At 65.1% G+C, this 25,841-nt stretch carries 20 protein-coding genes; 8 read left to right on the forward strand and 12 right to left on the reverse strand.

Annotated features, from left to right (window positions below):
- Positions 1-495: 495 nt before the first annotated feature.
- From HU715_RS08285 to HU715_RS08320, 8 genes are all read left to right on the forward strand, one after another.
- Positions 496-768: a CopG family ribbon-helix-helix protein gene (locus HU715_RS08285; protein ID WP_186705666.1), complete on the forward strand. Its 273-nt coding sequence runs from the start codon at positions 496-498 to the stop codon at positions 766-768.
- Positions 756-1,049, forward strand: a complete 294-nt coding sequence (locus tag HU715_RS08290; RefSeq protein ID WP_186705665.1) for a type II toxin-antitoxin system RelE/ParE family toxin — start codon at positions 756-758, stop codon at positions 1,047-1,049. Before HU715_RS08285 ends, HU715_RS08290 begins: the two co-directional genes overlap by 13 nt.
- Positions 1,050-1,215: 166 nt before the next feature.
- A complete protein-coding gene (locus tag HU715_RS08295; protein WP_186705664.1) occupies positions 1,216-1,920 on the forward strand; it encodes a heavy metal response regulator transcription factor in 705 nt (234 codons plus the stop codon).
- Positions 1,920-3,299, forward strand: a complete 1,380-nt coding sequence (locus HU715_RS08300) for a heavy metal sensor histidine kinase (protein ID WP_186705663.1) — start codon at positions 1,920-1,922, stop codon at positions 3,297-3,299. Before HU715_RS08295 ends, HU715_RS08300 begins: the two co-directional genes overlap by 1 nt.
- Positions 3,300-3,641: 342 nt before the next feature.
- The gene (locus HU715_RS08305; RefSeq protein ID WP_186705662.1) at positions 3,642-3,902 is read left to right on the forward strand and encodes a DUF2790 domain-containing protein; all 261 of its coding nucleotides are present in this window, start codon (positions 3,642-3,644) and stop codon (positions 3,900-3,902) included.
- Between the two features lie 45 nt (positions 3,903-3,947).
- A complete protein-coding gene (locus tag HU715_RS08310) occupies positions 3,948-5,003 on the forward strand; it encodes an oxidoreductase (protein ID WP_186705661.1) in 1,056 nt (351 codons plus the stop codon).
- Between the two features lie 67 nt (positions 5,004-5,070).
- Positions 5,071-6,459, forward strand: a complete 1,389-nt coding sequence (locus HU715_RS08315) for an NTP/NDP exchange transporter (protein ID WP_225917569.1) — start codon at positions 5,071-5,073, stop codon at positions 6,457-6,459.
- A gap of 5 nt (positions 6,460-6,464) precedes the next feature.
- Positions 6,465-6,965, forward strand: a complete 501-nt coding sequence (locus HU715_RS08320) for a lipocalin-like domain-containing protein (protein WP_186705660.1) — start codon at positions 6,465-6,467, stop codon at positions 6,963-6,965.
- A 210-nt stretch (positions 6,966-7,175) separates the two neighbouring features.
- On the opposite strand, the gene HU715_RS08325 is transcribed toward HU715_RS08320, so the two are convergent.
- The 12 genes from HU715_RS08325 to HU715_RS08380 are packed head-to-tail and all read right to left on the reverse strand — an operon-like array spanning position 7,176 to position 25,832.
- The gene (locus HU715_RS08325) at positions 7,176-8,537 is read right to left on the reverse strand and encodes an isochorismate synthase (RefSeq protein ID WP_186705659.1); all 1,362 of its coding nucleotides are present in this window, start codon (positions 8,535-8,537) and stop codon (positions 7,176-7,178) included.
- Positions 8,534-8,842 carry an isochorismate lyase gene (locus tag HU715_RS08330; RefSeq protein ID WP_186705658.1) on the reverse strand — a complete coding sequence of 103 codons (309 nt, stop codon included), beginning with the start codon at positions 8,840-8,842 and terminating at the stop codon, positions 8,534-8,536. Before HU715_RS08330 ends, HU715_RS08325 begins: the two co-directional genes overlap by 4 nt.
- Entirely contained in the window at positions 8,839-9,597 is a 759-nt protein-coding gene (locus HU715_RS08335; RefSeq protein WP_186705657.1) for a thioesterase II family protein, read from the reverse strand. The genes HU715_RS08330 and HU715_RS08335 overlap by 4 nt, the downstream gene beginning before the upstream one ends.
- Positions 9,594-11,192, reverse strand: a complete 1,599-nt coding sequence (locus HU715_RS08340; RefSeq protein ID WP_186705656.1) for a (2,3-dihydroxybenzoyl)adenylate synthase — start codon at positions 11,190-11,192, stop codon at positions 9,594-9,596. The genes HU715_RS08335 and HU715_RS08340 overlap by 4 nt, the downstream gene beginning before the upstream one ends.
- The gene (locus HU715_RS08345) at positions 11,185-11,904 is read right to left on the reverse strand and encodes a VOC family protein (RefSeq protein WP_186705655.1); all 720 of its coding nucleotides are present in this window, start codon (positions 11,902-11,904) and stop codon (positions 11,185-11,187) included. Before HU715_RS08345 ends, HU715_RS08340 begins: the two co-directional genes overlap by 8 nt.
- Positions 11,901-13,046 carry a Gfo/Idh/MocA family oxidoreductase gene (locus tag HU715_RS08350; RefSeq protein WP_186705654.1) on the reverse strand — a complete coding sequence of 382 codons (1,146 nt, stop codon included), beginning with the start codon at positions 13,044-13,046 and terminating at the stop codon, positions 11,901-11,903. Before HU715_RS08350 ends, HU715_RS08345 begins: the two co-directional genes overlap by 4 nt.
- Positions 13,043-14,755, reverse strand: a complete 1,713-nt coding sequence (locus HU715_RS08355) for a class I SAM-dependent methyltransferase (RefSeq protein WP_225917571.1) — start codon at positions 14,753-14,755, stop codon at positions 13,043-13,045. Before HU715_RS08355 ends, HU715_RS08350 begins: the two co-directional genes overlap by 4 nt.
- Complete coding sequence (locus HU715_RS08360) at positions 14,755-15,786, reverse strand: class I SAM-dependent methyltransferase (RefSeq protein WP_186705653.1); 1,032 nt, start codon at positions 15,784-15,786, stop codon at positions 14,755-14,757. The genes HU715_RS08355 and HU715_RS08360 overlap by 1 nt, the downstream gene beginning before the upstream one ends.
- Entirely contained in the window at positions 15,783-16,886 is a 1,104-nt protein-coding gene (locus HU715_RS08365) for a saccharopine dehydrogenase NADP-binding domain-containing protein (protein WP_186705652.1), read from the reverse strand. The genes HU715_RS08360 and HU715_RS08365 overlap by 4 nt, the downstream gene beginning before the upstream one ends.
- Positions 16,880-18,625, reverse strand: coding sequence for an ABC transporter ATP-binding protein (locus tag HU715_RS08370; protein ID WP_186705651.1), 1,746 nt, complete (start codon positions 18,623-18,625; stop codon positions 16,880-16,882). The genes HU715_RS08365 and HU715_RS08370 overlap by 7 nt, the downstream gene beginning before the upstream one ends.
- A complete protein-coding gene (locus HU715_RS08375) occupies positions 18,622-20,361 on the reverse strand; it encodes an ABC transporter ATP-binding protein (RefSeq protein ID WP_186705650.1) in 1,740 nt (579 codons plus the stop codon). Before HU715_RS08375 ends, HU715_RS08370 begins: the two co-directional genes overlap by 4 nt.
- Positions 20,358-25,832 carry a non-ribosomal peptide synthetase gene (locus HU715_RS08380; RefSeq protein ID WP_186705649.1) on the reverse strand — a complete coding sequence of 1,825 codons (5,475 nt, stop codon included), beginning with the start codon at positions 25,830-25,832 and terminating at the stop codon, positions 20,358-20,360. The genes HU715_RS08375 and HU715_RS08380 overlap by 4 nt, the downstream gene beginning before the upstream one ends.
- Between the last annotated feature and the right edge of the window lie 9 nt (positions 25,833-25,841).

A 25,841-nucleotide genomic window follows, 5' to 3' on the forward strand; every position in this document is an offset into this window, starting at 1 on the left:
TCAGTGGGCCGTTGCAAGGAAGGTGGCGTCGTATGGGTCGTCGCCAGAGGAGATGCCAGGGGAAATTGAATCCAACGATTGCTGTACATCCACCACAGGGGTGATCTCCTTATCGGTCTTGCGTTTTTCAATCAATGTGAACGTACGAGCGGATCCGTATCCTGCGGATGAACGTTTGTCCGGCGCCGCTTGATGGCGCCTCTGAGCCGTTGGGTAACGTTCCGGCGTCAACCAGATTGGCAGTTGATGGGGTCAAGATAGGTGACTCGAAGATCGTTTGCTTAGTTTCATTCGCTATAGATTCGATTCTTAAATCGAATAACGGTGAAACGGGGATCAGCATGGCGATCCGCGCTATGCCTTTGTAAAACCTGGCTCCCAACCGATTGCGCGCGTCTTGATGTATCGCTTCTACGTGTACCCTCGTTAGGATCAGGCACGTTTCAGTGTGCTATCGTATTCAAAGGTAATACCTATTGATATTGGAGGGCCGTTATGGCGACGTCGATCAAAATCGATGAAGATCTGAAATATCGCATCCAGCAGTTGGCGAATGCGCGGCAGCGCTCGGCCCATTGGATCATGCGAGAAGCCCTTTCTCAGTATGTGGTACGGGAGGAAGCGCGGGAAAATTTCAAGCAGGAAGCGTTGGCTTCGTGGAAGGCCTACCAGGAAACGGGCCTGCACCTGACCGGGGCGGAGACTCGAGACTGGCTTAAAACGTGGGGAACCGAGGAAGAGTCGGAGCTTCCTGCATGCCACGATTGATTGTGACTGCAGGGGCGGCTGAGGGGCTGGAGCGTTGTCGTCGTTTCCTGTTGGAAAAAGACGTACAGGTGACGCGCCGGGCGGCTCAAGTCATCGAGCAGCAGTTGATGCGCCTGGAAACCGACCCTCACATAGGTCGCCCCCTCGCCGAGTCACCCGAACTACGAGAGTTGATCATTACTTTTGGTGATGCGGGCTACGTCGCGCTTTACCGTTTTGTTCCCGCAGAAGAAAACGTGTACGTATTGGCGTTCCGACACCAAAAGGAAGCGGGTTACTGATGAGACACAAAGTCATCCCCGAAGGCTGCTCAGTTTCGCAAGCCTGTCCGGGTGATACTCAGTCCTCGAACTCTTTCTGACAAAAATGTCAGGAAGCCGTCAGCCTCCAGACACCTTCACTGCCTAGACTCACTGGGTTGCCTTGCTTCCGTAGAGGAGTCACCTGATGCGCCTGCTCATTGTCGAGGATGAAGAAAAAACCTCCTCCTACGTCCATCGTGGCTTGACCGAGCTCGGCTACATCGTCGACGTTGCCACCAATGGCATCGATGGCCTGCATTACGCGCTGGAATGGGATTACGACGTGGTGGTCCTGGATGTGATGCTGCCGGGCAAGGACGGCTACGACGTGCTGCAAGGGCTGCGCCTGCACAAGAAAACCCCGGTCATCATGTTGTCCGCCAGGGGAACCGTGGATGACCGCATTCGAGGGCTGCGCGAGGGCGCCGATGATTACCTGGGCAAACCATTTTCATTTGCCGAACTGGTCGCGCGCGTCCAGGCCTTGATCCGTCGCCGCGCCGGTGACACGGCCGACCTGACGCATTTGCGCATCGACGACCTGGAGGTCGACCTGCAAGCACGCAAGGTGACCCGGGGTGGGCTGAGGCTGGACCTGACGGCCAAGGAGTTCTGTCTGTTGAGCCTGTTGGCGCGGCATCAGGGCGAGATTCTGTCCAAGTTGATGATTGCCGAGCAGGTCTGGGACATGAATTTCGACAGCGACGCCAATGTGGTGGAGGTCGCGATCAAGCGCGTGCGCGCCAAGGTGGACGCGCCGTATCCGCGCAAGCTGCTGCATACCGTCCGCGGCATGGGGTATGTGCTGGAAAGCCGGGAAGAGCCTGGCAGGCAAAGTGGTGCGTCGTGATGAAGATTTCCATCGCCAAGCGGCTGGCCCTGATGTTCGCCCTCGCTGTCCTGCTGATCATGTCGATCAGCGCGACACTGCTGCGTTCGTCCTTGAAGCAATCGCTCGATGAACAGATGCAGAACGAACTGGTCCTGCGCCATTCGGTGCTTGACCCGGTGCTGGCGAAATACGATTCGCCGACGTTCTGGGTCGGCTTGCGTCAGAAGCTCGACGGCCTGACGCCCGCGGATGAACGGGTCCGTTATTGGATTCTGGTGGATAACCCGGCCTTCAGCTATGGCGGGCCGATGCCGGACGGCCAGGATTGGTCCAAGCGCGCCGATGGACTCTTCAGCCTCCAATTGCCTGGGCGAGAGCGTGAGTGCCCCATGATGGTTTTGCTCAAGACCATTCCCGCCATGGGCAATCGCCCGGAACTGCGCTTCATCGTGGGATTGGACTCGACGCCGTTCAGGAAGACCCTGAACCATTTCACCAAGATACTGATCCTGACTTCGGCGTTGGGCATCGGCCTGGTTGCGCTGCTCGGTTACTGGATCGCGCGTTTCGGCCTCGGTCCGGTCCGGCGCTTGAGCCGTCAGGCCAATAGCCTGCCGCCGGGGGATTCGAAGCAGCGGCTGGACACTGAGGCGTTGCCCGCGGAATTGCAGGAATTGGCGGTGTCGTTCAACGGCGCCCTGGCGCGCCAGGAAACGGCGTGGTGTCAGCTCGAAGGGTTCAACGCCAATGTCGCCCACGAGTTGCGCACACCCCTGACCAACCTGATCGGCCAGACCCAGGTGGCCTTGGCCCATGGACGAGATGTGGGTGAGCTCCAGGACCTGCTGCAGTCGAACCTCGAAGAGCTGGAACGGATGGGCGGCATCGTCAACGACATGCTGTTCCTCGCCGGGGCGGAAAGCGGGCAGCGGGCCACCGAACTCAGTGATGTCTCGCTGTATGAAGAGGCGTCGAAGACGGTGGAGTACCTGGAGCCGGTGCTGCACGACAAACAACTGAGCGTGGAGATCCACGGCGACATGCGCGTGTGCATCGACCGACGCCTTTTTCACCGTTCCCTGGCCAATCTGATACAGAACGCGGCGCGCTACGCGGTGCCGACCAGCATCATCACCGTGAGCCTGGTCAGCCACGGCATGCAGGTCGAGGTGAGCGTTTCCAATGCCGGGGAGCCTATCGACACGGTGCACCTGGAGCGTTTGTTCGAGCGTTTCTATCGCGCCGACGCCGCCCGGGCGCGAAGTGATGCGCACCATGGCCTGGGCCTTTCCATCGTGCGAGCGGTGGCGTCCATGCACGGCGGGCGTGTGTTCGCCCATAGCGAAAATGGCTTCAATACCTTCGGCTTTTCCTTGATGAACCAGGCGGCGCCTTAGTCGTCGCCCCCCCGCGAATAAAAGCCCGCCCGCGTTTGCAAGGCTGTTCACTTAAGAAAAATGATGGACCTGTGGCGAGGGAGCTTGCTCCCGCTCGGCTGCGAAGCAGTCGTAAACCGGCGGGTGCGGTGTGTCTGATACGCCGCAATTGGCAGGTTTTGGGGCCGCTTCGCGGCCCAGCGGGAGCAAGCTCCCTCGCCACGGGTTTGTCGATTGGCTTAAGAGAACAGCATTGCGCTCGCGTTTGACATCTTCCCGTCAGCCAGCAGTCACCTTGACGTCAGTCGCCCCCTCCTAGAGTGCTACGACCATCCCAACGAGGACCGTGTCGTGGAGCCCACTATGAATATTCGAAACCTGTCGATTGCCGGCCTGCTGGCCGTCATCTCCTTGAGCGGCTCGCCGCTGCTCGCCAAAGAACAAACGCAGATCCCGGCCTACGAATATGGCATGCCGCTGGACATCGCCAGGGTCATCCATATCGAGGAGGCGACATCGCCGGTGTGCGAGGTCGTGCAAGCCAAGATGACCTACTTGAACAGCCAAGGCACCAAGAAGCACGTCAGCTTTCTGCAGTTGGCCGAGGCGTGCTCCAAACAGTGACCGTCCGGCGATGCCGGTTCATTTCTTCAGACAGGGACTATCACCATGTGGAATAACACAACAACACCTACCCTTGGCCGCGTGAGTGACAGGGGCCGGCTGGCGAGACTGGCGAGAACCCTTGCCGCCGGCTTCGCGCTGCTCGCTTCGGTGAGTGTCGAGGCGTCCGATCGCGTAGCACCGAAACCGGACTGGTCGACCCATGACATGCCGTCCCAGAAAGGCCGGATTGTCTTGGTCACCGGCGGCACCAGTGGCATGGGCTACGAGGACGCGCTGGCCTTGGCCCGTGCCGGCGCCGAGGTCATCATCGCCGCGCGCAACCCGGAGCGCGGCGCCCAGGCCATCGCGCGTATCCGTGAATCCGTGCCTGACGCCAAAGTGCAGTTCGAGAACGTGGACCTGGCCGATCTTTCATCGGTGCGCGACCTGGCCCAGCGTCTCAATCAGCGGCTGCCGCGCCTCGACGTATTGATCAACAACGCCGCCGTCATGGCGCCGCCCGAGCGGGGTACGTCCGCCGATGGCTTTGAGCTTCAGTTGGCCACCAACTACCTGGGGCACTTCGCACTGACCGGCCTGTTGGTGCCGCTCTTGCGTCAAAGCCAGGATGCCCGCGTGGTGAGCCTGTCCAGCATTGCTGCGACGCGCGGCACGATGAACCTCGATGACCTGCAGAGCGAGCAGAAATACGACCCCTATGCGGCCTACGCGCAATCGAAACTGGCGGTCCTGCACTGGGCCTTTGCCTTGCAGCGGCGCAGTGACGCTGAAAACTGGGGCATTCGCAGCATCGCGGCGCACCCCGGCGTGGCGGTCACCGAGTTGGTCGAACGCGGTCCTGGCCTGGACAGCGAGTTCGGTCGGCGCTGGGCCAAGGACCGCGACGCCTACCACTCAGCGGCACAAGGGGCGTTGCCGACGTTGTACGCCGCCACGGCTGCGCAAGCCGTGGGCGGAGCGTATTACGGCCCGACCGGGGACGCTGAAAGACGCGGTCCGTTGGGCTTCGCCAAGACGCCACCCGCCGCAAGCGCGCAGGCGGATGCCGAGCGGCTCTGGGCCGTCTCCGAGCGCCTCACCGGCGTGACCTATCGCTGATGCACCCCTGGGCGCGGGCGTCCGTCCCGCGCTTGACCTTTCTTATTGCCGTCTCCCTGGAGTCCCTATGAGTGCGCCTTCCTATTTGCACCGGCTGAGTCTCGCCCTCAACGCCCGCGACGGTGAGTTGCGTCCGGCGCTGTGCGGGTTCCTGCTGTTCCTTTGCCTCTTCACCGGTTACTTCATGCTGCGCCCAATCCGTGAATCGATGGGCATCGCGGCGGGAGTGGAGAACTTGCAATGGCTGTTTACCGCGACCTTCCTGGTCATGCTGGCGGCCGTGCCGTTGTTCGCCTGGCTCAGTTCCCGAGTGCCACGCCTGCGCCTGATCGACTGGGTGTACGGCTTCTTCGGCTTCAACCTGCTGATGTTCGTCGAGCTGTTCCAGTTCCAGCCGGACAGTGTCTGGCTGGCCCGGGTCTTTTACGTCTGGATTTCGGTCTATAACTTGTTCGTCGTCTCCGTGGCCTGGAGCCTGATGGCGGATGTATTCGACAGCGAGCAGGCCAAGCGTCTGTTTGCCTTCATCGCCGCGGGCGCCAGCGTCGGCGGCCTGTTGGGGCCGGCCCTGAGCGCGTTGCTCATCGGTCCGCTCGGCGCTTCGGGGTTGATGTTTCTGGCGGCCTTGTTGCTCGGCGTCACGCTGGTCTTGAAACGGGCATTGATGGCATGGCGCGAAAAGGGCGGGGCTGGCCGTCTTGGCGCCGCGCCGACGCAACATCCCCGGCAGCCCTTGCAGGGCAACCCGTTCAGCGGTTTGACGGCCGTGCTCGGGTCGCCTTACCTGTTGGGCATTGCCGGGTTTGTCGTGTTGTTGGCGACGGTCAGCACTTTTCTCTATTTCGAGCAGGCGCGCCTGGTGGCCGAGCATTATCCGGATCGCGAAGCGCAAGTGCGCATCTTCGGCACCATCGATATCGTCGTGCAGGCCGGGGCGTTGCTGTCCCAGCTGTTCATCACCGGCCGTATCGCGCCGAAGCTGGGGGTGCGCGCCTTGCTGGCCATCGTGCCGCTGCTGATGTGCATCGGCTTCCTGGGCCTGGCGTTGGCGCCGGGGTTCGCGCTGCTGGTGGCGCTGATGATCGTGCGGCGGATCGGCGAGTACGCGTTCGTCCGACCGGGCCGGGAAATGTTGTTCGCGCCACTGGATGCCGAGAGTAAATACAAGGCCAAGAACTTTATCGACACCGTGGTCTATCGTGCGGGTGACGCCATGAGCGGCTGGATCAAGAGTCTGCTTGACCTGCTGGGGCAAGGCGCCGGCCCGGTCGCTGTGGTGGGCGCGGGTTGCGCGTTGCTGTGGGGCTACTTGGGTTGGCAACTGGGACGACAGGCCGATTATGCCGCTTCGAGGGAACAGCGCTTGGCGGTCATCGCGGCCAGGGATAAAGACCGAGCCGACCAGGAGGAATCCCACTCTATTGTCCATGGCGTTGTTGCGGCGAGTGAAAGGTGATGCGGATGAGTGTGAAAGATAAGGTACTGGCAGTCGGTGCGATCGTTGCCTTATCGGCATGCTCCAGCGTGTTTACGGGCAAAGAAAACGCTTTGGTCGGGACATGGCGCATGGTCAGTGCAACCGTTGAGAGCCAGGGCAGCAAGGCCGATGCTTACGGCCCCGACCCTCATGGCTGGCTCGTCTTCACCCCAGAGCTGACGTTTGTCGAAGTGCTCACTGACCCGCGCGTGCCGGTGTTTCGTTCCAATGTGCGTGGTGAAGGCACCGATGAGGAAAACCGGGCAGCGATGGCGGGGAGCATCGGTTTCTTCGGGCGATATACCGTCGACCAGAACGGTGAGTTCTCAGGCAACACTGTCAAAGGGTCTACGTTCCCGAACTGGGTGGGCGCTGTGCGTACCCGGGACGACCTGCAGTTGAAGGTCGACGGCGACCGGATGGTGGAAGACTTTCGCCGCCCGGATGGGGCGAAGGTACACATCGTCTTTGAGCGTGTACGGTAACGCCGTTCACTTAAGGCAATCGGCAAACCCGTGGCCAGAGATTGCTCCCGCTGGGCCTGTAGGAGCTGTCGAGCGAAGCGAGGCTGCGATCTTTCCCCCGGCATTTGAGTATCAAGGGAAAGATCAAAATCAAAAGATCGCAGGCTTCGCCAGCTCCTACAGAACCCAGCGGGAGCAATCTCTGGCCACAGGTTCATCATTGGCTCGCCGTTAGCGTGGAGCGAGGTGCAAGGCCTGCTCCATGCTCGCCAGTTTGATTTGGGTTTCCTCGTACTCATCGGCCGGTCGAGACCCCTGGACAATCCCGCAGCCTGCGAACAAGTGGCAATGCAAAGGTGTCATCAGCGCCGAACGCAAGGCCACCAGGAAATCGCCGTTGCCCCGGGCGTCCAGCCAACCCACGGGCGCGGCGTACCAGCCCCGGTCGAAGCCCTCGTGCCGCCGAATGAAGGCCATGGCCGTCGCCGCTGGCAAACCTCCAACCGCTGGGGTGGGGTGCAAGGCCTGGATGCCGTCCAGCAAACTACACCCCTCTACAAGCCGGGCGCTGATCGGGCTGCTCAGATGCTGCACCGTGGCCAGTTTCAGCAGTTCGGGTCGGGTGGCCGCTTGCAGGTCGCTGACGATGCCACTCAAGCCTTGCAGGATGGTCTGCACCACCAGTTGATGTTCATGCAGTTCCTTGGGGTCCGCCAACAAACCTGCGCCCACTTGCTGGTCTTCCTCGGACGTTGGGGCGCGGCGCGCGCTACCGGCGAGGGCGTGGGTGCTCAGGTGGCCTTCCCGGCAACTGAGCAGCCGCTCCGGGGTGGCGCCCATGAAACAGCTGCCTGCGCGGTGCAAGGCGAACAGATGGGATGAGTTGCGCCGCTCGTGCAGCCGACGCATGACGGCGCCGCTATCGAGGGCGGCGTCCAGCTGATATTCGATATGGCGAGCGAGCACCACTTTGCTCAGCTCGCCGCTGTCGATGGCCTGCAAGGCGTTGGCGACCTTGGCTTGCCACTGGGGCGCGGGCAATGCGGTGCGTTCGATCACCTCCGGGTGCGATGCGAGCGAGCGTGGCGACGCGAAAAGCTGTTGGTGCGCCGCCACGCTGGCGCGCGCCAATGCGGCCGGATCGCTGCCGGGTTCCACCACGCATTGGCAACGCAGCCAGCGGCCGTCGCGGTCCTCGCTGAGCAGCCATTGGGCCAGGTGAAAGCTGGCATCGGCGAACGGCGCCCAATGTGGCGCGCAAGGTTGTTGCGTGTCGAAACGCATGCCGCCCAGCAGCAGCGGTGGATGGGCGCCGTCGATCACCGCGTCGGCACACAGCGCGAACCAATGACGGTTCACCTCGGCCAATCGCTGGGGGCCCGTGGCTTCGATCTGCCAGGCGCAGCCCAGACCGAACAGAGCCAGGCCCGGTGAATGAGCACACCAGAAAAAGCCCTGCCGGTGCGTTTCGTAAAGCACTAGGGGATCAAGGTTCGGTGCAGGGCGCGAACTCACGGCGACAACGGGCCGCTGATGCTTCAGCGCGAGCTGGTGCGCAGCTTCGAACACACTCAGTAAGGCGGCTTCGTTCATACGGCCGCGCTCTTTTTTTGCAGCCAGAACGCCGTTTGTTCCGCGATGTACCAGTGGATGACCTGATTGAACAGGCCCTCGACGAATTCACCGTCCAGCCCCGCCTCCTGCGCCCACTGCCGGCGCTGCGGCAACATCGCCGCGACGCGGTCCGGTGCGGCGATACTGGCCTGGTCGGGCTTGAACGACGAGGCCGCCTTGACGTACTGCATGCGCAGCCCCAGGGCATCGATGATCTGTCGGTCGAGGATGTCGATGGCGTGGCGAATGTCCGGCAGGCCGGTGCAGTGTTCCGGGGTTTTCATACCGAGTCTCCTTGAAGGTAGGCCGTGCGTCGCAGCAAGTGATGGATCACGGGGCGCGGCTGTTGCTTGAGGTAAAAATGATCGCCGTCGAACTGGCGGATATCCGGGGTGTGTTCGCTCAGGTCCGCCCAGGCCCGGGCCTGGTCAAGGCTGACATCGGTGTCGGCCCGGGCCAGCAGTACGTCGATGGGCGCCGCCAAACGGTCAAGCCGCGCCGGTTGCCAGGTTTCGATGGCCTGGTAATCGCTGCGCAGGGTCGGCAGGAACAACCCGCGCAGTTGCGGGTTGCCCCACAGGCTCGTGGCCTCGGCGTCCTGGCGCAGGATGTCGGCGATCAGCGCGGCATCGTCCTGGCGGTGCAGGTCACTGGCTGGTTGCCGGTGCGGTGGCGGGTGGGCCGAGACAAACACATGCTCGGCACCGACGCCCGCCGCCTCCAACTGCACACCGACGGCGTAGGCCAGCGCCGCGCCCATGCTGTGGCCAAACAGCCACAGCGGGCGGGAGGGCAGACTCAAGAGGGCCTGGCTGATGTGTTCAGCCAGGCGGGCCAGGCAGGCAATACGCGTCTCGTTGAACCGTTCTTCACGTCCGGGATATTGCACGGCCAGCAAGTCGATATCCCCCGGCAGGTGCGTCAGCCACGGACGGAAGAAACTCGCGCTGCCTCCAGCGTGGGGCAGGCACACCAGGCGGGCCCGGGGTTGGTCGCCCTGACGCAGCACGCGCAACCACGGGGACATTTCGCTGCTCATAAGGCCTGCACCTGTTCCGCCAGGGCCTTGCGGTTGACCTTGCCCAGGCGCGTCAGCGGGAATTCGCGCAGCACCTGCAAGCGGTCCGGCAGTTTGTAGGCGGCCAGTCCACGCTCGCGCAGCCAGGCGTTGATCGTGCCCAGTTCGACCTGTTCGCCATGGGCCAGCACGCAGGCGCAACTGCGCTCACCCAGCAGCTCATCGGCCAAGGCCACCAGGGCGACATCGCGAATCAACGGATGGCCCAGCAGCAGATTCTCGATTTCCTCCACTGGAATTTTCTCGCCGCCGCGATTGATCACATCCTTGGTCCGCCCCTCGACGATCACATGGCCCTCGGGCAAACGCCGCACCAGATCGCCGCTGCGGTAGAAACCGTCGGCGGTGAAGGCGCGCAGATTCTGTTCGGCGGCGTTGTAGTAACCGCGAATGGTGTAGGGGCCGCGCACCAGCAATTCGCCCACGGCGCCTGGGGCGACCGGCACGTCATCGGCGTCGACGATGCGGATCTCATCGTCAGCGGTGAGCGGCAGGCCCTGGGTTTCGAAGATGCGTGCTTGTGGGTCATCCAGCGGCGTGAAGCACAGCAACCCTTCGGCCATGCCGTAGACCTGTTGCAGGCCACAGCCCAGGGTCGGGCCGATACGCGCGGCGATCTCGGCCTTGAGCCGCGCGCCACCGACTTGTAACCATTGCAGGCTGCTCAGGTCGTGGTCGGACCATTGCGCCATCTCCAGCCACAGCAGGACCAGCGGCGGGATCAACGCGGTGTGGGTGATGCGTTCGCCTTCGATCAGTTCGAAGGTGGTTTCGGGGCTGGGCTCCGGCGCCAGCACGAGGGTGGCGCCGACACTGAACACCCCGAACGCGCCGGGTGAGGCCAAGGGGAAATTATGGGCCACGGGCAACGCCGCCAGGTAGCGGGTGTGGCTGTCGAAGCCGCAGGCGCGGGCTGCCAGGCGCGCATTGCAGGCGTAGTCGTCATGGGTGCGCGGGATCAGCTTGGGCAGGCCGGTGGTGCCACCGGACAGCAGCAGCACGGCGACTTCCCGTGAGTCTGGCGCCGGCAGCGGGCGAGGGTCAGCAACGCAGTCGCCCAGGGCGACGAACGTCTCGGCCGCCCCGACCACAAAGACCTGTTGCAGGCTCGGCGCTTGTTTACACAGGGCCCGTGCCAGCGGTCGATAGTCGAAGCCCAGGTGCCGATCGACAATCACATAGGCCACGGCCTGGCTCAGTTGGGCCAAGTGGACCAGTTCATGTTCGCGATGGGCCGGCAGGGCGAACACCGGAATCACGCCCAGGCGTAACAAGGCGAACGTCAGGCTGAAAAATTCAGCGACGTTGGGCAGTTGCACCAGTACCCGTTGGCCAGCGCGCAAGCCCCGGTCGGCGAGCCCGGCGGCCAAGCGGTCGGCTTGCAGATCGAGCTCGGCGTAACGCCAACGCCGATGGCCGTCCACCAGCGCCTCTTTGTGCGGCGTACGCAGCGCCTGCTCGCGCAACAGCTGGCCCAGCGGCACGCCTTGCCAATAACCGTGTTCGCGATAGCGGCGGACGAAGTCGTCGGGCCAGTCGGTGCATCCATCAAGCATGGCAATCTCCTTGAACGGTCGGGCAACCCAGCAAACGGGCGCCGTGCAGAATCAGCGGGTGCGCCAGGCCGGCGATTCGCACCGCCTGTACGCCGGTGTATGCGGCCGCCTGGATACGCAGCAACGGGTCGTCGCCGGTCAGCAAGCTGAGAGCGGTGTGGTCGGCGGGATGGACGCCCATGTGGATCGCCGCCAGGCCCGTCGCGCCGTTGGGGTGAATCATTTGGGGCGGATGCTGGGCCGGCTCATAGGGCGTAACCAGGAAGGGCAGGCGGTCGTGGCGTGGATAGACGAAACGAAAGCGCGTCTGGCGGCCATCCACACAGGTACGTCGCCAGTTCACCGTGCGACCCATGGCCACGCCGCAGCCCGCCAGGCCCTTGAGGCGCGGCGCCAGGGCCGGGGTATCGCACAGCAGCGCCAGGTCGCAGAACCCTTCGCCCTGGGCGGCCCAGCGCAACATCCGCCGCCCGGCGCCACGGCCGGCCAGGCAGTCGATGGGCCACTTGAACAGCCAGGCGTGACGCGGTGTGGTGAGCAACTCGATGATCGGCCCCTGGCTGAACCAGATGTGCGCGTGTTGCGCGCGAGCCTCGGCAGTGGCGTAGGTGACTTCGAAACCGGCGGCGCGAAAGTTCGCCACGGCCTGGTGCAAGTCGCGCACCCACAGCAACACGTGGCTGCAATTGGACAAAGGTTGGGCAGTGTTCAAAACGGCAGCGCTCCGAGCAGTTGGGCGGTGTCGTCACCGCAAGGGGGGTGCACGGCGTCGGCCAGCGCCTGGAGTTCGGCCAGGGGCAGCGCGCGGGGCACGGGCGGCTCGATCAAGGTGGGCATGCCGATCAGGTTGTTCATTTCGCGCCAGGCCATGGACACCTCGGTGGCCCAGACGCCGCTGTGCAGGCGCCGGGAAGGTTCGTCGATGTCGCGGCATAACGCGTTCAGGGCGACGCTGACCGCGTCGGGCCAGACCTGGTTGAACACCTGCCGGTAGCTCAGGGGCACCTGCGGGTCGAGAAGCACCATCGTTGGCCCGGCCAGCCGTTCGCTGCCGGGGCCGGCCATGATCAGCCGGTCAGTGCTGTCCCTCGGCGCGTGCAGGCGCGGATTCCACAGCACCGGGCCGTGGGTGTCGCCCAGGCTCAGCACCCCGGCTTCGCAGCCGACTTCGAGGCGATGCAGCAGGAACGAGTGGTTGTCCGGGTCCTTGGGGTGCACCTGGTTCTGTATTCGCAGGCTGATGGGGACGCCGTTGAAACGGGCATCGAGCCGGGTGAAGGGATGCTCCCCGAGCGTCGGGGCCGGGGCCGCGAACGACCAGGGCCGTAGGCCACCGGCCAGGCGCCCGAGAATATCCAGCAGCGGGTAGGCGACCTGGCTGTTGCAGGCGGCTTCGATGTACGCCAATCCTTGTTGATCGCGCAGGTAGGCGGCCACGGCGAGAAAGCGCCGGATCGCCAGGATATTCGGGTACAGCGTGTTCACCGCATAGGCGGCCTGGCCCTGGCGCGCGGCCTGCATGCACGCGGCGATTTCGCGGTGGTGCACCGGGTGTTCCTGCAACACGTGGATGCCACGACGCAAAAATTGTTGGGCCAAGTCACCGCCGGCGCCCCCGGTTGCCCCGGAGCGCACCACCACGCAGGCGATATCGACCTCATCCGGCACCTGTTCGACGGTCTCGTACAGCGCCACCCCGTAATGCTCGGCGCAAGCTTTCGAATAGGCGTTGCCACGGGACAGGATGCCCACCAGTTGGTAGCGATCGTGGGCGCGGGCCAGGGCTTGCAGGTAGATGCGGCCGAACGCGGTGCCGGCCACGATTACGCGTTTGCGCGCAGGGGCGCTGTTCATGGGCAAGTCTCCGGGAGGCGAGCCCACTGGGCCAGCGTAGGGTCGTCGGGCAATTGGTCGAGTAGTTCAAGATCCAGGACGGGCTCTTCAAGGTGCGCGGCCAGTGCCGCGCGGCTCAGGCGATGGTTGGGTACCTGGGCGACGAAGACGCGATGGCCCAGGCGCGCCAATGGGTGCCCGGCGGCGGGCAGGCTGCGGTTGCCCTGGAATCCGCTCCTGGCCAGCGCGGTTTGCCACTGGGTGAGGTTCAGGAAGGTGGTGCTGCTGAGCTGACGTTCATCGTCGGCCTGGTTGAGCATGAAGGCCTGGGAGGCCATCACCCAGAATTCCTCTTGCGTGGGTTCGCTGAACACCAGCCAGCCGCCTGGCTTGAGCAGGACGAGCAGGTTCGCCAGGGAGCGCTCGGTATCGCGAGCGGCATTGAGCACGCCACCGGCAATGATCAGGTCCCAATCCTGGCTGTGGTAACCCTGGGCCAGGGCAGGGCGGTCGATGTCGAACACGCCGTGGCGAACCCACGACCAGTCTTGCAGGCGCTCGGCGGCCTGCTCGCTGAAATAGCGCGACACGTCGGTGCACAGGTAGTCCACCGCAGCATCGGCCAAGGCCGGCAACACCGCCTGGGTGGTCGACCCGGTGCCGGCACCGACTTCGAGCACGCGCAACGGCACACCGGCGCTCTGGCGTGCGGCCCAAGCCCCGACCCAGTGGGCTACGGCGCGATGCTGGTACTGGGCCGCCAGGCTTTCGCGGTACAACGCCGCCGCGCGTTCGGTTCGCCCCTCGGGAAACAACAGGTGCACCGCCGCGCAGTCGCCGCGCATCAGCGCCGGTAATTGACGGGCGTTGTCCCGTGCATAGTCGAGGGTGCCGCTGCCGCCGGTGTTGCGCGCCCAGTCCAGGGCCAGTTGCGTCCAGATGCCTTCGAGGGCTTCGTCGCTCCAGGCGCGGGTGTCGAGGGTCGGGTGCAGTCGGGTGCCTTCGCGGCGCAACAGCCCTTGCCCCTGCAACACGTCCAGCCAGCGCGCGATCAACGGCCGATGCCCCGGCGCGATGCCTCCGTGGGCCAGCCCCTGGGCGACATCGTTCAACGGGGCGGGCAACAGACCACAATGGTCCAGGCCGTTGAGCATCGACAGCAACGCGGCGTCGCCCAGCCGATCATTGAGCCGTACCGCTTCAACGAGTTGCTCGCTGGAAAACTGCAGGTCGAGGGCCGCTTCGGTCGCATCGAGGTGATCCTCGACCCAGGCGGCCTCGCAAGTGTGAGGCACGGCGAACAAGGTCTGGCCGTGCAGCGCGACACTACTCACGTCGGGATGCCCGAGGGCCCGCTCGCGCCAGCGTTGATGTTCGAGCTTGACGCTGGCCAGGTCGCGCCATTCGCCGAGGGCATCCGTAAACCCCTGGACGCGGCAATTGAGCTGTGCCGCCGCCCGCTCGGCCAGTTGCCAGTCGCCCGGTTGCGCCGTGATGAACAGCACCTGTTCCAGGTAGCTCAGGTCGGTCAATGGCAACGCGGGGAAGTCCAGCAGCCGTTCCAACTGCTCGGCGTTCATGACCGCCACGGCGGGGCGTTGGCGTTCGATCACCGCCAACAGGCGTGCCGGGGAGCGCTGATGCATGCCCAGGTCCGTCAGGGCCGGTAAATGCCAGGGAAATGCGCCGGCGGGTAGCTCGATCAGCAGGATGTCAACGTGCAGCGTCATCATGAAACTCCTACGGCGTGAAACAAACGTTGCCCGGCGACCGCCAGCGGGTCGCTGGCCGCGGGCCAAACTTCAAGTAATTGGAAACCCTGGGCCTGCAAGGCCCGGTGCCATGCATCAGGCGGGATGAACACTTCATCGGCACTGCGCAACGGCGCACCGGCAGGCGGCGACAGCAGCAGGTGCATGAAGGTCAGCATCGCCGGGTTGTCCGCAATGGACTCACTGAACAACAAGCGCCCGCCGTCCCGCAGGCAGGCGCGTATCTGTCCGAGGCTGCGGGGCAAGTCGCGGGCGTTGTGCAGGACGTTGCCCGCGACCACCAGGTCCTGGCTGCGGGCCTCGATGCCTTGCTCGGCGAAGTCCCGGTCCAGGTCGAGCAAACCGACGTGCATCCCCGGTTCCAGGCGAAACTCACGCTGGGCCGCCCCGGTGAAAAGCGAACTGATGTCGGTAAAGCGATAGTCCTTTTCCCGCGCTTGCAACGCTGCCAGCACGGCGCGGGTGGTGCAGGCAGCGCCACCGCCCAACTCCAGCACCCGCAGTACATCGCCGAGGGCATGGACTTCGCTTGCCCGTGCGGCGAGGGCTTGATTGATCGCTGCGGTGAAGTGGTTGCGCTGGTAGGCGCCCAGCATCGCGACGGGGTCACCCGATTGCACCAGCAACGGTGCCAGGGCGAGTTGGTCGCGCAACAGGTCGGGCAGGCACTCGATGACCTGGCGGTGCAGGGGCGCCATGCTGGCCGGGAAGCCCAGTTCGGCGTACAGCCCGGGCAAGTTTTCGACCGCGGCTGGAGGTGGCGTGCCTTGCCAGGCGAGGAGTCCGGCGTCTTCGCGCAGCGCACCGGCGTGGGTCAGCGCCGCCAGCCAGCGCCGCACGATCCAGGCATGGCGGGGCGCCGTGCCCAAGGCCTGGTTGATCTGCCCGGCGCCGCGCCAGGCCTGCACCGGCAAAGCCTGGGTGTGCAGCAACACTTGGGCCATTACCCCCAGGCTCACGTCTTCGAGTTCATTCAGGGCGCTGTTCATAGGCAACCTTCTTCAACGGTGTGCAGGTGATCGAGCGGGCCGGGCAGCAGGTTCAGGGCACGGATCGCCGAGGTGCGTTGCAGGCGTTCAAGGCTGGCGGCGGGTGGCAACACCTGGGCGGCGTAATGGCAGCCGGTGCTGATCTCATCGTTCGCCACGCTGACCACCGTGGCGGCGGCCATTGCTCCAGTCAGCGACGCGTTGCCTGCGCCGCTGAGCACCAGGCTGCGGGTGCGTGCCTGGCCGTTCCACACCCCGTCGAGTTGCAGCAGCAACGTGACGAAAGGGGCCTGGCCGCTGAGGTCCAGCCGGCTGGCCTCGCACAACCGCTGCACCGCATCGGCGCGCGTCAGGCTGTGGGCCAGGTCCAGGGTCTTGAGCACATGTCCGTCGGTGATCACGTTGAACCAATGGCCGACGTCCAGGCGCAGGTCCATGGCCAGGCATTCGCCTTCCCGATTCAAATAGGGCAGCAAGTGAACCTGGCCGGGGAAACACGGCAGCAGCACATCCCGGCTGCGGCGCAGTGCCCGGCTGCAACGGCCGTTGCGCCAGGCCGCCAGGGGTTCGCTGGTGCCGTCCACCGCCCCTTGCAGGAAGTCGTCGGCGGCCACGGCGGTGAATTGGTCACGCAGGCCGAAATAGCTGGTCAGTCCCAGGACTTCAGAGAAAGCCTGCTGGGCCAGCCAACGGGGCAGCAAGCCGGTAAGCCCTGGTTGCAGGCCGGCTCCGAGGACGGCGCAACGGTTGTGCCATTGGCTCGGCTCAAGTGCCACCTCGCCGGCGGCGTCCACGTAGTGCGCATCGGTTTGCAACGCCGCCCGGGCGGCCCGATCTTCCAGTCGCCAGGAAGGCCCGGCGCAATTGAGCAGCACGTCGCAGCCATGGGCGAAACCGGCCAGGGCAGCGGCATCATTGAAGTCCACCGCGTACCAGTGCAGGCGCGCGTCGGGCCATTGCTGCTGGAGCGATGCCAGGCAGCGGGCACCGTTGCGGGCATCACGCCCGCCCAGGCGCAGTTCGTTCACGCCCAAGCTCAACAGCGCCCGAGCGCTGGCCAGACCGACATCGCCACTGGCGCCCAGCACCCCGATCAGCATGGCTGGGCCTGCGCATTCAGGCGCCAGCCGCCGGCACGCTGGCGATCACGCCAGAACCCGGCGTACCGCCCGTGGAGGGCCAGCAGTTGCGAGTGAGTGCCTGCTTCCACCAACCGGCCTTGATCCAGCACCAGAATCTGCTCGGCAGCCATGATGGTCGGCAGGCGATGGGCGATGACCAATACGGTCGAGCTTTGCTTCAGGCTACGAATCGCCGCTTGTACAAAGGCTTCGTTCTGGGGATCAAGCGCGGCGGTGGCTTCATCCAGCAGCACAATCGGCGCGCGCTTGAGCAATGCCCGAGCCAGGGACACCCGCTGGCGTTCGCCGCCGGACAGTGACGCGCCGCCTTCTCCCACCGGGGTGCGCCAGCCCTGGGGCAGGCGCGCGACGATTTCATCGACGCCGGCCAGTCGCGCCGCTTCAGCCACCTGCTGTGCACTGGCGTCCGGCCTGCCGACACGGATGTTGGCTTCGAGACTGTCGTCGAACAGGTAGACGTCCTGCATCACCAGCGACAATTGCGCCATCAAGGCTTCGTTGGACAGTTCGCGCACATCGACGCCGCCGACCTTGACCCTGCCTTCGGTCGCATCGAAAAAGCGCATGAGCAGGCGCGTGACGGTGGTCTTGCCCGAGCCCGAGGCGCCGACAATCGCCGTCATCGAATGGGCCGGTGCAGTGAAGCTCAGGTCGCGCAGCACCGTCGGGCCACTGGCGTAGGCGAAGCTGACGTGTTCGAAGGCAAAGCTGCCGGGGGCGGTCAACGGCTGGCTGACAGTGGGTTGTGGCAATGGCGACTCGCGCAGGATGCCGACCAGTTGCTCCAGGTCATTACCGGCCATGCGCAGCAGGCCGCTGCGCGCCGCCGCCTCGGCCAGTGGCCCGACAAAACGGGCCGCCAGGGCCAGCAACGCGACCAGTTGAATGGCGTCCATATCACCGCGGACGGCCAGGGCGACGCCCACGCCCACCAGCAGCGCAAAGGCCAATTGCACGGTCAGGCCGCCGGCCAGCAGTTTGGGAAAGGTCTGGGCCAACATCGAACCACCGGCCTGTTTCTGCGCCAGGTTGGCTGCCTGCAAGGGCGCGTAGCCGTCCTGGGTCCGGCCAAAGGCGCGCAGCACTTGCTGGTAGCGAGCGAACTCGACCACGCGGTTACCGGCCATGGTCGCGGCGGCTTCGACCCGGGCGTCGTTATTGCCGATGGCGGCGGCGGACCAGTGGTGGGTGAAGTAGATCAGCGGCGCGCACAGCACGGCGGTCAGGCCCAGGCGCCAGTCGAAGATGAACAAGGTCAGCGCGACCGTGGCCGGCACCACCACTCCGGACACCACCGGTCCCAGGTAATGGGCGAACAGGCCGGTAACCATCAACGTGCCGCTGGTGGCACTGCGCGACAGGCGGCCGATTTTTTCCGAATTGAACCAGCCCAGGGGCAGGCTGGCCAAGTGTTGGCCGAGGCGATCATGCAGGGTGGTCAGCACCACCAGCGCCAGGGCAAAGCCCTTCATCGCCTGCTGGTAATGGGCGATGCAGGTCAGCACGGCCATCGCCGCCAGGCCGGCCAGCCAAGCCAGCGCCGTGGCTGGGTCACCGGCAAACAGCGCGTGCAGGATCGGCACCAGGAAAGCCACGGCCAGGCCTTGCAGCACGGCGCTGGTCACCAGCCACGCGAGGTATCGGTAAAGGCGGGCGGCATGGGCCGGCCCCAGTAACGTGACAAGACTGCGGATCACAGGGACATCTCCAACTCGGGGACGGGGTGCTTGGCGCCGGCGCGCCACAGCTGGGCATAGGCGCCGTTGGCTTGGAGCAGGGATTCATGGCGACCGCTTTCAAGCACGCGGCCCTGATCGAGGACGACGATCTGGTCCACGCCGCTGATGCTGGCCAGGCGGTGGGCGATCACCAGCACCGTACGGCCCCGGGCCAGGGCCGACAGGGCGTCCTGGATCAACGCTTCGGATTCGGGGTCGGCGTGGGAAGTGGCCTCGTCGAGGATCAGCACCGGCGTGTCGGCCAGCAGCGTGCGGGCGATGGACAGGCGTTGCGCTTCACCGCCAGAGAAAATCGCATCCTCGCCGATTACCGACTGATAGCCACGGGGCAGGGCCTCGATGCGCAGGTGAATCTGCGCCGAGCGGGCCGCCATCTCCACCTCCGCATCGCTGGCCTCGGGGCGGCCCAGGCGCAGGTTGTCGGCCACTGTCCCGTGCACCAGTTGCGCGTCCTGCAAGACGAAACCGACCTGTCGATACAACTGGCGCGGATCGATGTCCCGCACATCGACACCGCCCACCCGCACGCAGCCAGCCTTGACGTCGTGAAAGCGCGGCACCAGTTTGGCCAGGGTCGACTTGCCCGCGCCGGACGCGCCGACCAGGGCGGTCACGCTGCCAGCCGGACAGTGCAGGTCGACACCGTTGAGGATCGGGTGCTCGGGGTCGTAGCCGAACTGCACGTGTTCAAAGGTGATGTCACTGCCCTGGGGCTGCTTGCCGACTTTCGGCGCGGGCAGTTCTTCGACCTTGAGCAGTCCTTCGATGCGGTCGGCGGCCGCCAGGGCGGTGCGTTGGGCGGTCAGGCTTTGATTGATCACCAACAGCGACTGCGGAATCACCACCGCCACCAAGGTCTCGGCGAACAATTGCAGCGGCGTGATCCAGCCTTTGGCCAACAACAAGCTGCCCACCCCCAGGCTCACCAGCAGAATCACCGGGACGCTCAAGGCCATCGAGGACAACGCCTCCAGGCGCAGCAGCGGCTTGACCCAACCGGCGTATTGCTCGCTGAACTGGTTGACCGCCTGCTGATAGCTGCGATGGGCCTGGCCCACCTGGCCGAACGCCTTGACCACGGCAATGCCGTGGACAAACTCGACGATGGCGGCGCTGACCCGGCTCATGCTCTTGTCCAGCAACTGCATTTTCGCGCCGAAGCCGCGCATCATCAGGGCGTAGGCCAGCGCATACACCGGCAAGGTCAGTACCGCCAGCAGCGCCAGGCGCCAGTTCAGCGTGACCAGCCACACCAACCCCGCCACGGGCGTGACGATGGCCGCGGTAAGTTCCACCGCGTGGTGGGCGACCAGGTGGTGCAGGTCTTCCAGATCGTCCTGCACCACTTTGCGCACCGCGCCCGAGGTGGTGTCGGTGTACCAGCCCAGGGGCACGTGCCCCAGCTTGCGCACCATGGCTTCGCGCAGGCTGGCTTGCAGGCGGTGGTCCGCCAGGTGGGTCAACCACAGGGCCACGCCGTTGGCCACCCAGCCCAGGCTCAAGGCGATCACCACCAGCGCCGCCCAACGCCACAAGGCTTGAGTGTCGACGCCACCGGCCAGCAGCAACCGGCCCAGCTCGGTCAGGCCGATGAAGGGCACCAGGTTGACCAGTGCGCCGACCGCGGCAAACGCTACGCCTAAGTGAATCAGGCGGTTGACCGGACGTTTCAGGGTATCCAGAGCGGTGGTCATGAGTTTTTCCGTAGGGCGTCCAGCAGGTGCGCGGTGACGGTGTGGACGTGAGGCGGTTCGATCACGCTGAAGTGATTGCCGGGCACGTCGATCAAGTCGAATCGTCCCAGGCACGCGTCTTCCCAGAACGGTGCCGCCAGGTGGCCAACGCCGCCGGTGATGCCGAACGATTGCTGCTCCAGGCAGCGCAGGTAGGTCATGTTGCCGAGGAACGGCGGCGGGTCGAACCGTGCCGCGCGCATGCTGTGGCGGCAGACGCGGAACAACGTCGGCACCAGCTCCGGGCCGATGGGCACCCCGGCCTGGCCCGACGCCAGGCGCGCATATTCGGCCAGGCGTTGTTCCTGGCTGCGCGCCGATTGTTGTCGCACCGCCAGCGCCAGGGCTTCAAGGCCCGGGTCGCCGCTCAAGGCGGCCATGGCCCCGGCGGGCACGCGGCGATTGTCACGGGCCATCAGCAGATCGATGGCGCGGTACACGTCATAGTCTTCGATATGCGGGCCGAACACGGTTTTCACTGGATCCAGGTTCAGGTTGGGCACGAAGATCGCCTCGTAGGCCAGCTCTTCGTCGGTGTCGATGAACATCGGAATGCTGTCGATCAGGCTCAGGTCCACCACGTCCATGCCCCGTTCAAGCAAGCGCCGGGCGACCTCGGTGGCGAGCAGCCCGCCCAGGCAGTAACCGATCAGCTGGAAGCGCTGGTGACCGTCGGCGATCAAGCGTTCTGCGTAATCCTGGGCCACGCTTTCGATCAGGCGCTTGGGCTCCAGGGCCAGGTAGCGCTCGGTGTCGGCCACGGCAAAGCCGATCACCGGGCCGGCCTGTTGCTCGGCCAGGGCGCGCCCCAGGTGCTGGAAGTAATCCAAGGTGCCGAGGGCGGCGTGGAACATCACCCGCACCGGGCCGACCTCGCCACCGCCGAATGGCACCACCAACGCATTGCTGCTGGAGGAACGCTGGGCTTCGCCGCCCGCCGCCGTGGGCGCTGGCGCGGCTTCGCCGTGGTTGAGCAGGCGCGCCAGGGCGGTGACATTCGGCTCGTTGAGCATCTGCCGCAGCAGTGTGTCGTAACTCAAGGCCTGGGCCTGGGGCAGTTGTTCACGCAGTTGACCGGCGACACGGGCGAGGATCAGTGAGTCGGCGCCTTTTTCGTAGAAACTGTCGTCGACGCCAATTTGCGTCAATCCCAAGGCCTCGGCCCACAGCCGGCACAGCTCGGCGGTGAGGGAATCGGTCGGCGTCGCCTGGCCCGCGGACACGTGGGCATCAACGGCGGGGCGCAAGCCGGCCAGGGTCTTGCGGTCGACCTTGCCATTGGCGGTCAATGGCAAGCGGTCGAGCACTTGCAGGTGCGCCGGCAGCATGTATTCGGGCAAGCGATGGGCCAGGGCGCGGCGCAGGCTGTCGACGTCCAGGCGCTGGAACCCGGCCTTGAAACGGGCGGCGAACACCTGCATGCCGAGGGCCGCCAGCGGGTGATCGGCCTGGGGCAGGGCGGGCAGGCATTCACCGCCCAAGGCCTGGATCCGCGCCTGCCAGGTCTGCGCGTCGCGCAAACCGCTACGGCCCAAGTCGTGGTCGTCGTTGACCGGGGTCATCATGAAGCCCTGGGTCAACAGGATCGGCGGCCATTCGCCGGTGGGTTCGCTGAACACCAACCAGCCCCCGGGGCTGAGCAGCTCGGTGATTTGGCCGAGGGCTTTGTCGATGTCCTTGACGCTGTTGAGCATGCCGGCACACAACACGACATCGACGCTGTTGCTGGCCAGCCCTTGGGGCCGGATGTCCTGGTCGATGTCCAGCACGCCGTAGCGCACCCAGGCGTGCTCGGCAAACCGTTGCTTGGCCGCTGGCAAGAAAAAAGCGGTCATGTCGGTGAACAGGTAATCGACGTCCAGGCCATCGAGCAGCCCGATCACTGGCGCGCTGGTGGCCCCGGTGCCGGCGCCGATTTCCAGGATACGCAGCGGCCCGTCGCCGTCATGGTGGGTGGCGAGGCGGTTGATCAGTGCCGCGATGCTGTGATTGTTGTAGCGCGAGACGGCGTCCCCGCCGTACAGCTGCAATGCCAGGTCCTGTTGGCCTTGGGGAAACAGCAGGTCGAACGGATTGACCTCGCCCTTGAGCAACGGCGGCAATTGCCAGACATGGTTGAGCTGGTAGTCGAACAGCGCCTGGCTGCACAGCCCCGAGGCGACGGCCTGTTCCACCCGGCCCCAGGCCAGCGCCGGCTCGGGTGCCGGTTGCGCCAGGCGATAGCGCGATTGTTCGAGTTGCAGCAGGCCCGCCTCGCACAGCGCGCCCAACCAGCGGCGCACCAGCCAGTGGTGGCGCGGCTGTGCCTGCAACGCCTGGAGAATGGCCGGGGCATCGGGTTCGGCCAGCTCGCCGCTGAACAAGCCGGCCTTGAGCATCACCTCCAGCATCGAGCTCAGCGCCGCGGCACTCAGGTCTGCCTGGTAATCGCCAATCTGCTGGGCGTCAAAGGCGCCGACCTGGTTGTCGGCATAACGATTGATCGTCGTGAGCAAGGACGCGTCCGGCAACGGTGTTGGCGATGTCCGCGCGGCAGTGACAAAGGCCAGCAGGCTGCGCTCTCCGGTGGTTTCACCGGTGACCAGGCTGATTGCGTTGTCCACGCCGGGGATGGCGAGCAATGCGGCGTCGATTTCGCCCAGTTCAACGCGATGCCCACGGATTTTCACCTGGCCGTCTTCACGGCCGAGGAACTCCAGTTCGCCGCCGGGCAGGTAGCGACCCCGATCGCCGGTGCGATACAGGCGCTGGCCATCCACGGGATGGGCGAAGAACCGCGCGTCGCTCAGTGCCTGGTCGCCAAGGTAACCGTTGGCCAGGCCGACACCTGTGATGTACAGGTCGCCAGGCACCCAGGTCGGGGCGTCGCGCCATTGGCTGTCGAGCACGCGAAAGCCCTGGTTGGCCAAGGGCAGGCCATAGGGAATGCTGCGCCACGCCGGGTCAATCTCGTCGATCAGGTGCAGGTTGGACCAGATCGAGGCTTCGGTCGCGCCACCGAGACCCACCAGGGCCAGGCCAGGCAAGAGTTGTTGGAGTTGCGGCGGCAGGTTCAGCGGGATCCAGTCACCGGACAACAACGCCAGGCGCAGGCTGTCCAGTGGCCGGGGCTCGGCATGCAGGTAGTGGACGAGCATGTGCAGTTGCGCAGGCACCGAGTTCCACAGCGTCACCTGATGCCGCTGCACCAGTTCGGCCCAGTGCGACGGGTCGGCGCCACGTGCCGGGTCGGGCAGCACCAGCACGCCGCCCACGGCGAGGGGGCCGAAGAGGTCGTACACCGACAGGTCGAAACTCAACTGTGCCAACCCCAGCACGCGGTCCTTGGCGTTGACGTGAAAACGCCGGTTGATGTCTTGCACGGTATTGAGGGCGGCGCGATGGCTGATCATCACGCCTTTGGGGTCGCCCGTGGAACCGGAGGTGAAGATCACGTAGGCGAGGTCATCGGGGTTGCTGTCAACCGCTTGGAAGTCGGCCGCTGCCGGCGCCAGTCGATCCACGGCATGCCAGTGCAACCCATCCGGCAGCGGCGTATCGGGCAGGCTCTGGGACTGGCCAAGTACATGACGCACCTGGGCGCTGCGCAGCACGCGGTCGCGGCGGGCGGCCGGGGCATTGCTATCGAGTGGCAGGTAGGCGGCCCCGGCAAGTAATACACCGTAGGCCGCTACGACCTGGTCGAGGCCTTTGGGCATGAGGATCGCCACCGGTTCCTGGGCGGCGCAACCGGCCTGGCACAGGGTGGCAGCGACGGCCAAGGCGCGCTCGACGAGCGCGGCATAGGTCAGGCTGCCGTTGGCATCGATCACCGCCAGTGCTTGCGGATGTGCCTTGGCCATGACCAGCAGACCGTCATGCAAGCGACCGGTGGGCAGCGGCACGGCGGTGGCATTCGCCGCCAGGCGCTCACGCTGTTGCCAGGCCGGAAGCGGCACCTGCATGGATTGTTCCCAGGCAACCGGGTCCAGGGCCAACCGCTGCAACTGCGCCAGGAACGCCTGCTGCATGTCGTTGACCAAGCCGTCGGGGAACACGCCTTGGCGAACGTCCCAATGGATGCGCAAACCGTGGCGGTCATCCATCACCTGGCAGTCGAGGGTGACTTGCGGGGTCTGGGTAATGCCGTGGCCCACCCGGCGCTGGCTGGCCGCCAGGGGTTCGATCGCCAGGCCGATGGCGCTGGTGAACACCACCGGCATGGCCGCGGCTTCACGGCCACGCCGACGGCCGATTTCACGCATCACTTCAATGCCGGAAAACAGCCGGTGCTCCAGGTCGGCAAACAATTGGCCGCCCAATTGCCGGGCCTGCTGGGTGAAGTCCTGGCCTTGCGGATCGTTGACCTGGAGCAGGCTCACGGAGGTGAAGTCCCCCACCAGCCGATCCACCTGCGGGTGCAGTGGCAAGCGGTTGAGCAGCGTCAGGTTGAGGCTGAAGGCAGGGCGCTGGCTCCAGCGTTGCAAGGTTCCGACGTAGGCGGCGAGGACCGCAATGGAAGGGGTCAGGCCGCGTTCGTTGGCGGCTTTTTTCAGGGCGCTCCATTGCTGCTGATCGAGCTGGGCCGAATGCCGCTGGAAGCGCGGCGGGGCCGTGTCTTCACCGCTCAGGGGCGCCGGCAGTTGCGGCGCGGCGGGCAAGTCATCGACGCGCCCCAGCCAATACTCACGGTCGCGTTGGTGGCGGCTGCCTTCGAGCAAGCCACGCTCGGCCAGCAGGTAGTCGCGGAAGGTGATGTCCAAGGGCGGCAGGGTGGCTTGGGGATCGTCCAGCAACTGTTCCAATTCGTTGAACAGCAACTGTGCGCTGGCCCAGTCGGCAATCAGCGAATCCATGGAGAAATGCAGGGTGTCGCCGCTGTCGCTGCGGCTCATGCGCAATTCGAACAGCGGCCATTGATCGGTGGGGTAGAGCTTCTGTTCCATGGCCTGGCGGATCTGCTGCACGCCGTGCCGGTGCTGTTCAGCCGTGGCGCCGCGCAAGTCCGCGACGGCCAGCGAGTAGTGGGCAACGTTGGCCAGGACGCATTGGGAACCCTCACTGGCGATCACCGCGCGCAGCATGTCGTGACGCTCGATCAGACGGTTCCACGCCTGTTCCACCTGCTGCGGATCGAGCCGCGGCCAACTCAGTTCCAGATAACCGTGGCAGGCGACGTTGCCATAGCCAAAGGAAGATTGGCGGCCCAGGAGGTAGGCGTTCTGCACGTCGGTGAGCGGGAAGGGCGCGTGGTGGTTCGCCGGGTCAGCCTGTACCAGTGGCCGTTCCTGTGTTTCGAGCAGGTGCAGGATCTGTTCTTTGTGCTCACGCAGTTGTGCCAGGCGCTCGGCATTGAGCAGGCCTTGGGGGGCGCGGAATTTCAATTGCCCGTCCTGGGGCCAGAGTTCGACGCCCAGGGACTTGAGTTCACTTAGCAGTTTGGCGGCGGGCATGGGTACAGC

This window comes from Pseudomonas zanjanensis (assembly GCF_014268745.2).
GTDB lineage: Bacteria > Pseudomonadota > Gammaproteobacteria > Pseudomonadales > Pseudomonadaceae > Aquipseudomonas > Aquipseudomonas zanjanensis.

Excerpts from the sequence above, each read along its gene's own strand:
- HU715_RS08285 (WP_186705666.1), top strand. The coding sequence starts at position 496 with ATGGCGACGTCGATCAAAATCGATGAAGATCTGAAATATCGCATCCAG.
- HU715_RS08290 (WP_186705665.1), top strand. The coding sequence starts at position 756 with ATGCCACGATTGATTGTGACTGCAGGGGCGGCTGAGGGGCTGGAGCGT.
- HU715_RS08295 (WP_186705664.1), top strand. The coding sequence starts at position 1,216 with ATGCGCCTGCTCATTGTCGAGGATGAAGAAAAAACCTCCTCCTACGTC.
- HU715_RS08300 (WP_186705663.1), top strand. The coding sequence starts at position 1,920 with ATGAAGATTTCCATCGCCAAGCGGCTGGCCCTGATGTTCGCCCTCGCT.
- HU715_RS08305 (WP_186705662.1), top strand. The coding sequence starts at position 3,642 with ATGAATATTCGAAACCTGTCGATTGCCGGCCTGCTGGCCGTCATCTCC.
- HU715_RS08310 (WP_186705661.1), top strand. The coding sequence starts at position 3,948 with ATGTGGAATAACACAACAACACCTACCCTTGGCCGCGTGAGTGACAGG.
- HU715_RS08315 (WP_225917569.1), top strand. The coding sequence starts at position 5,071 with ATGAGTGCGCCTTCCTATTTGCACCGGCTGAGTCTCGCCCTCAACGCC.
- HU715_RS08320 (WP_186705660.1), top strand. The coding sequence starts at position 6,465 with ATGAGTGTGAAAGATAAGGTACTGGCAGTCGGTGCGATCGTTGCCTTA.
- HU715_RS08325 (WP_186705659.1), bottom strand. The coding sequence starts at position 8,537 with ATGAACGAAGCCGCCTTACTGAGTGTGTTCGAAGCTGCGCACCAGCTC.
- HU715_RS08330 (WP_186705658.1), bottom strand. The coding sequence starts at position 8,842 with ATGAAAACCCCGGAACACTGCACCGGCCTGCCGGACATTCGCCACGCC.
- HU715_RS08335 (WP_186705657.1), bottom strand. The coding sequence starts at position 9,597 with ATGAGCAGCGAAATGTCCCCGTGGTTGCGCGTGCTGCGTCAGGGCGAC.
- HU715_RS08340 (WP_186705656.1), bottom strand. The coding sequence starts at position 11,192 with ATGCTTGATGGATGCACCGACTGGCCCGACGACTTCGTCCGCCGCTAT.
- HU715_RS08350 (WP_186705654.1), bottom strand. The coding sequence starts at position 13,046 with ATGAACAGCGCCCCTGCGCGCAAACGCGTAATCGTGGCCGGCACCGCG.
- HU715_RS08355 (WP_225917571.1), bottom strand. The coding sequence starts at position 14,755 with ATGACGCTGCACGTTGACATCCTGCTGATCGAGCTACCCGCCGGCGCA.
- HU715_RS08360 (WP_186705653.1), bottom strand. The coding sequence starts at position 15,786 with ATGAACAGCGCCCTGAATGAACTCGAAGACGTGAGCCTGGGGGTAATG.
- HU715_RS08365 (WP_186705652.1), bottom strand. The coding sequence starts at position 16,886 with ATGCTGATCGGGGTGCTGGGCGCCAGTGGCGATGTCGGTCTGGCCAGC.
- HU715_RS08375 (WP_186705650.1), bottom strand. The coding sequence starts at position 20,361 with ATGACCACCGCTCTGGATACCCTGAAACGTCCGGTCAACCGCCTGATT.
- HU715_RS08380 (WP_186705649.1), bottom strand. The coding sequence starts at position 25,832 with ATGCCCGCCGCCAAACTGCTAAGTGAACTCAAGTCCCTGGGCGTCGAA.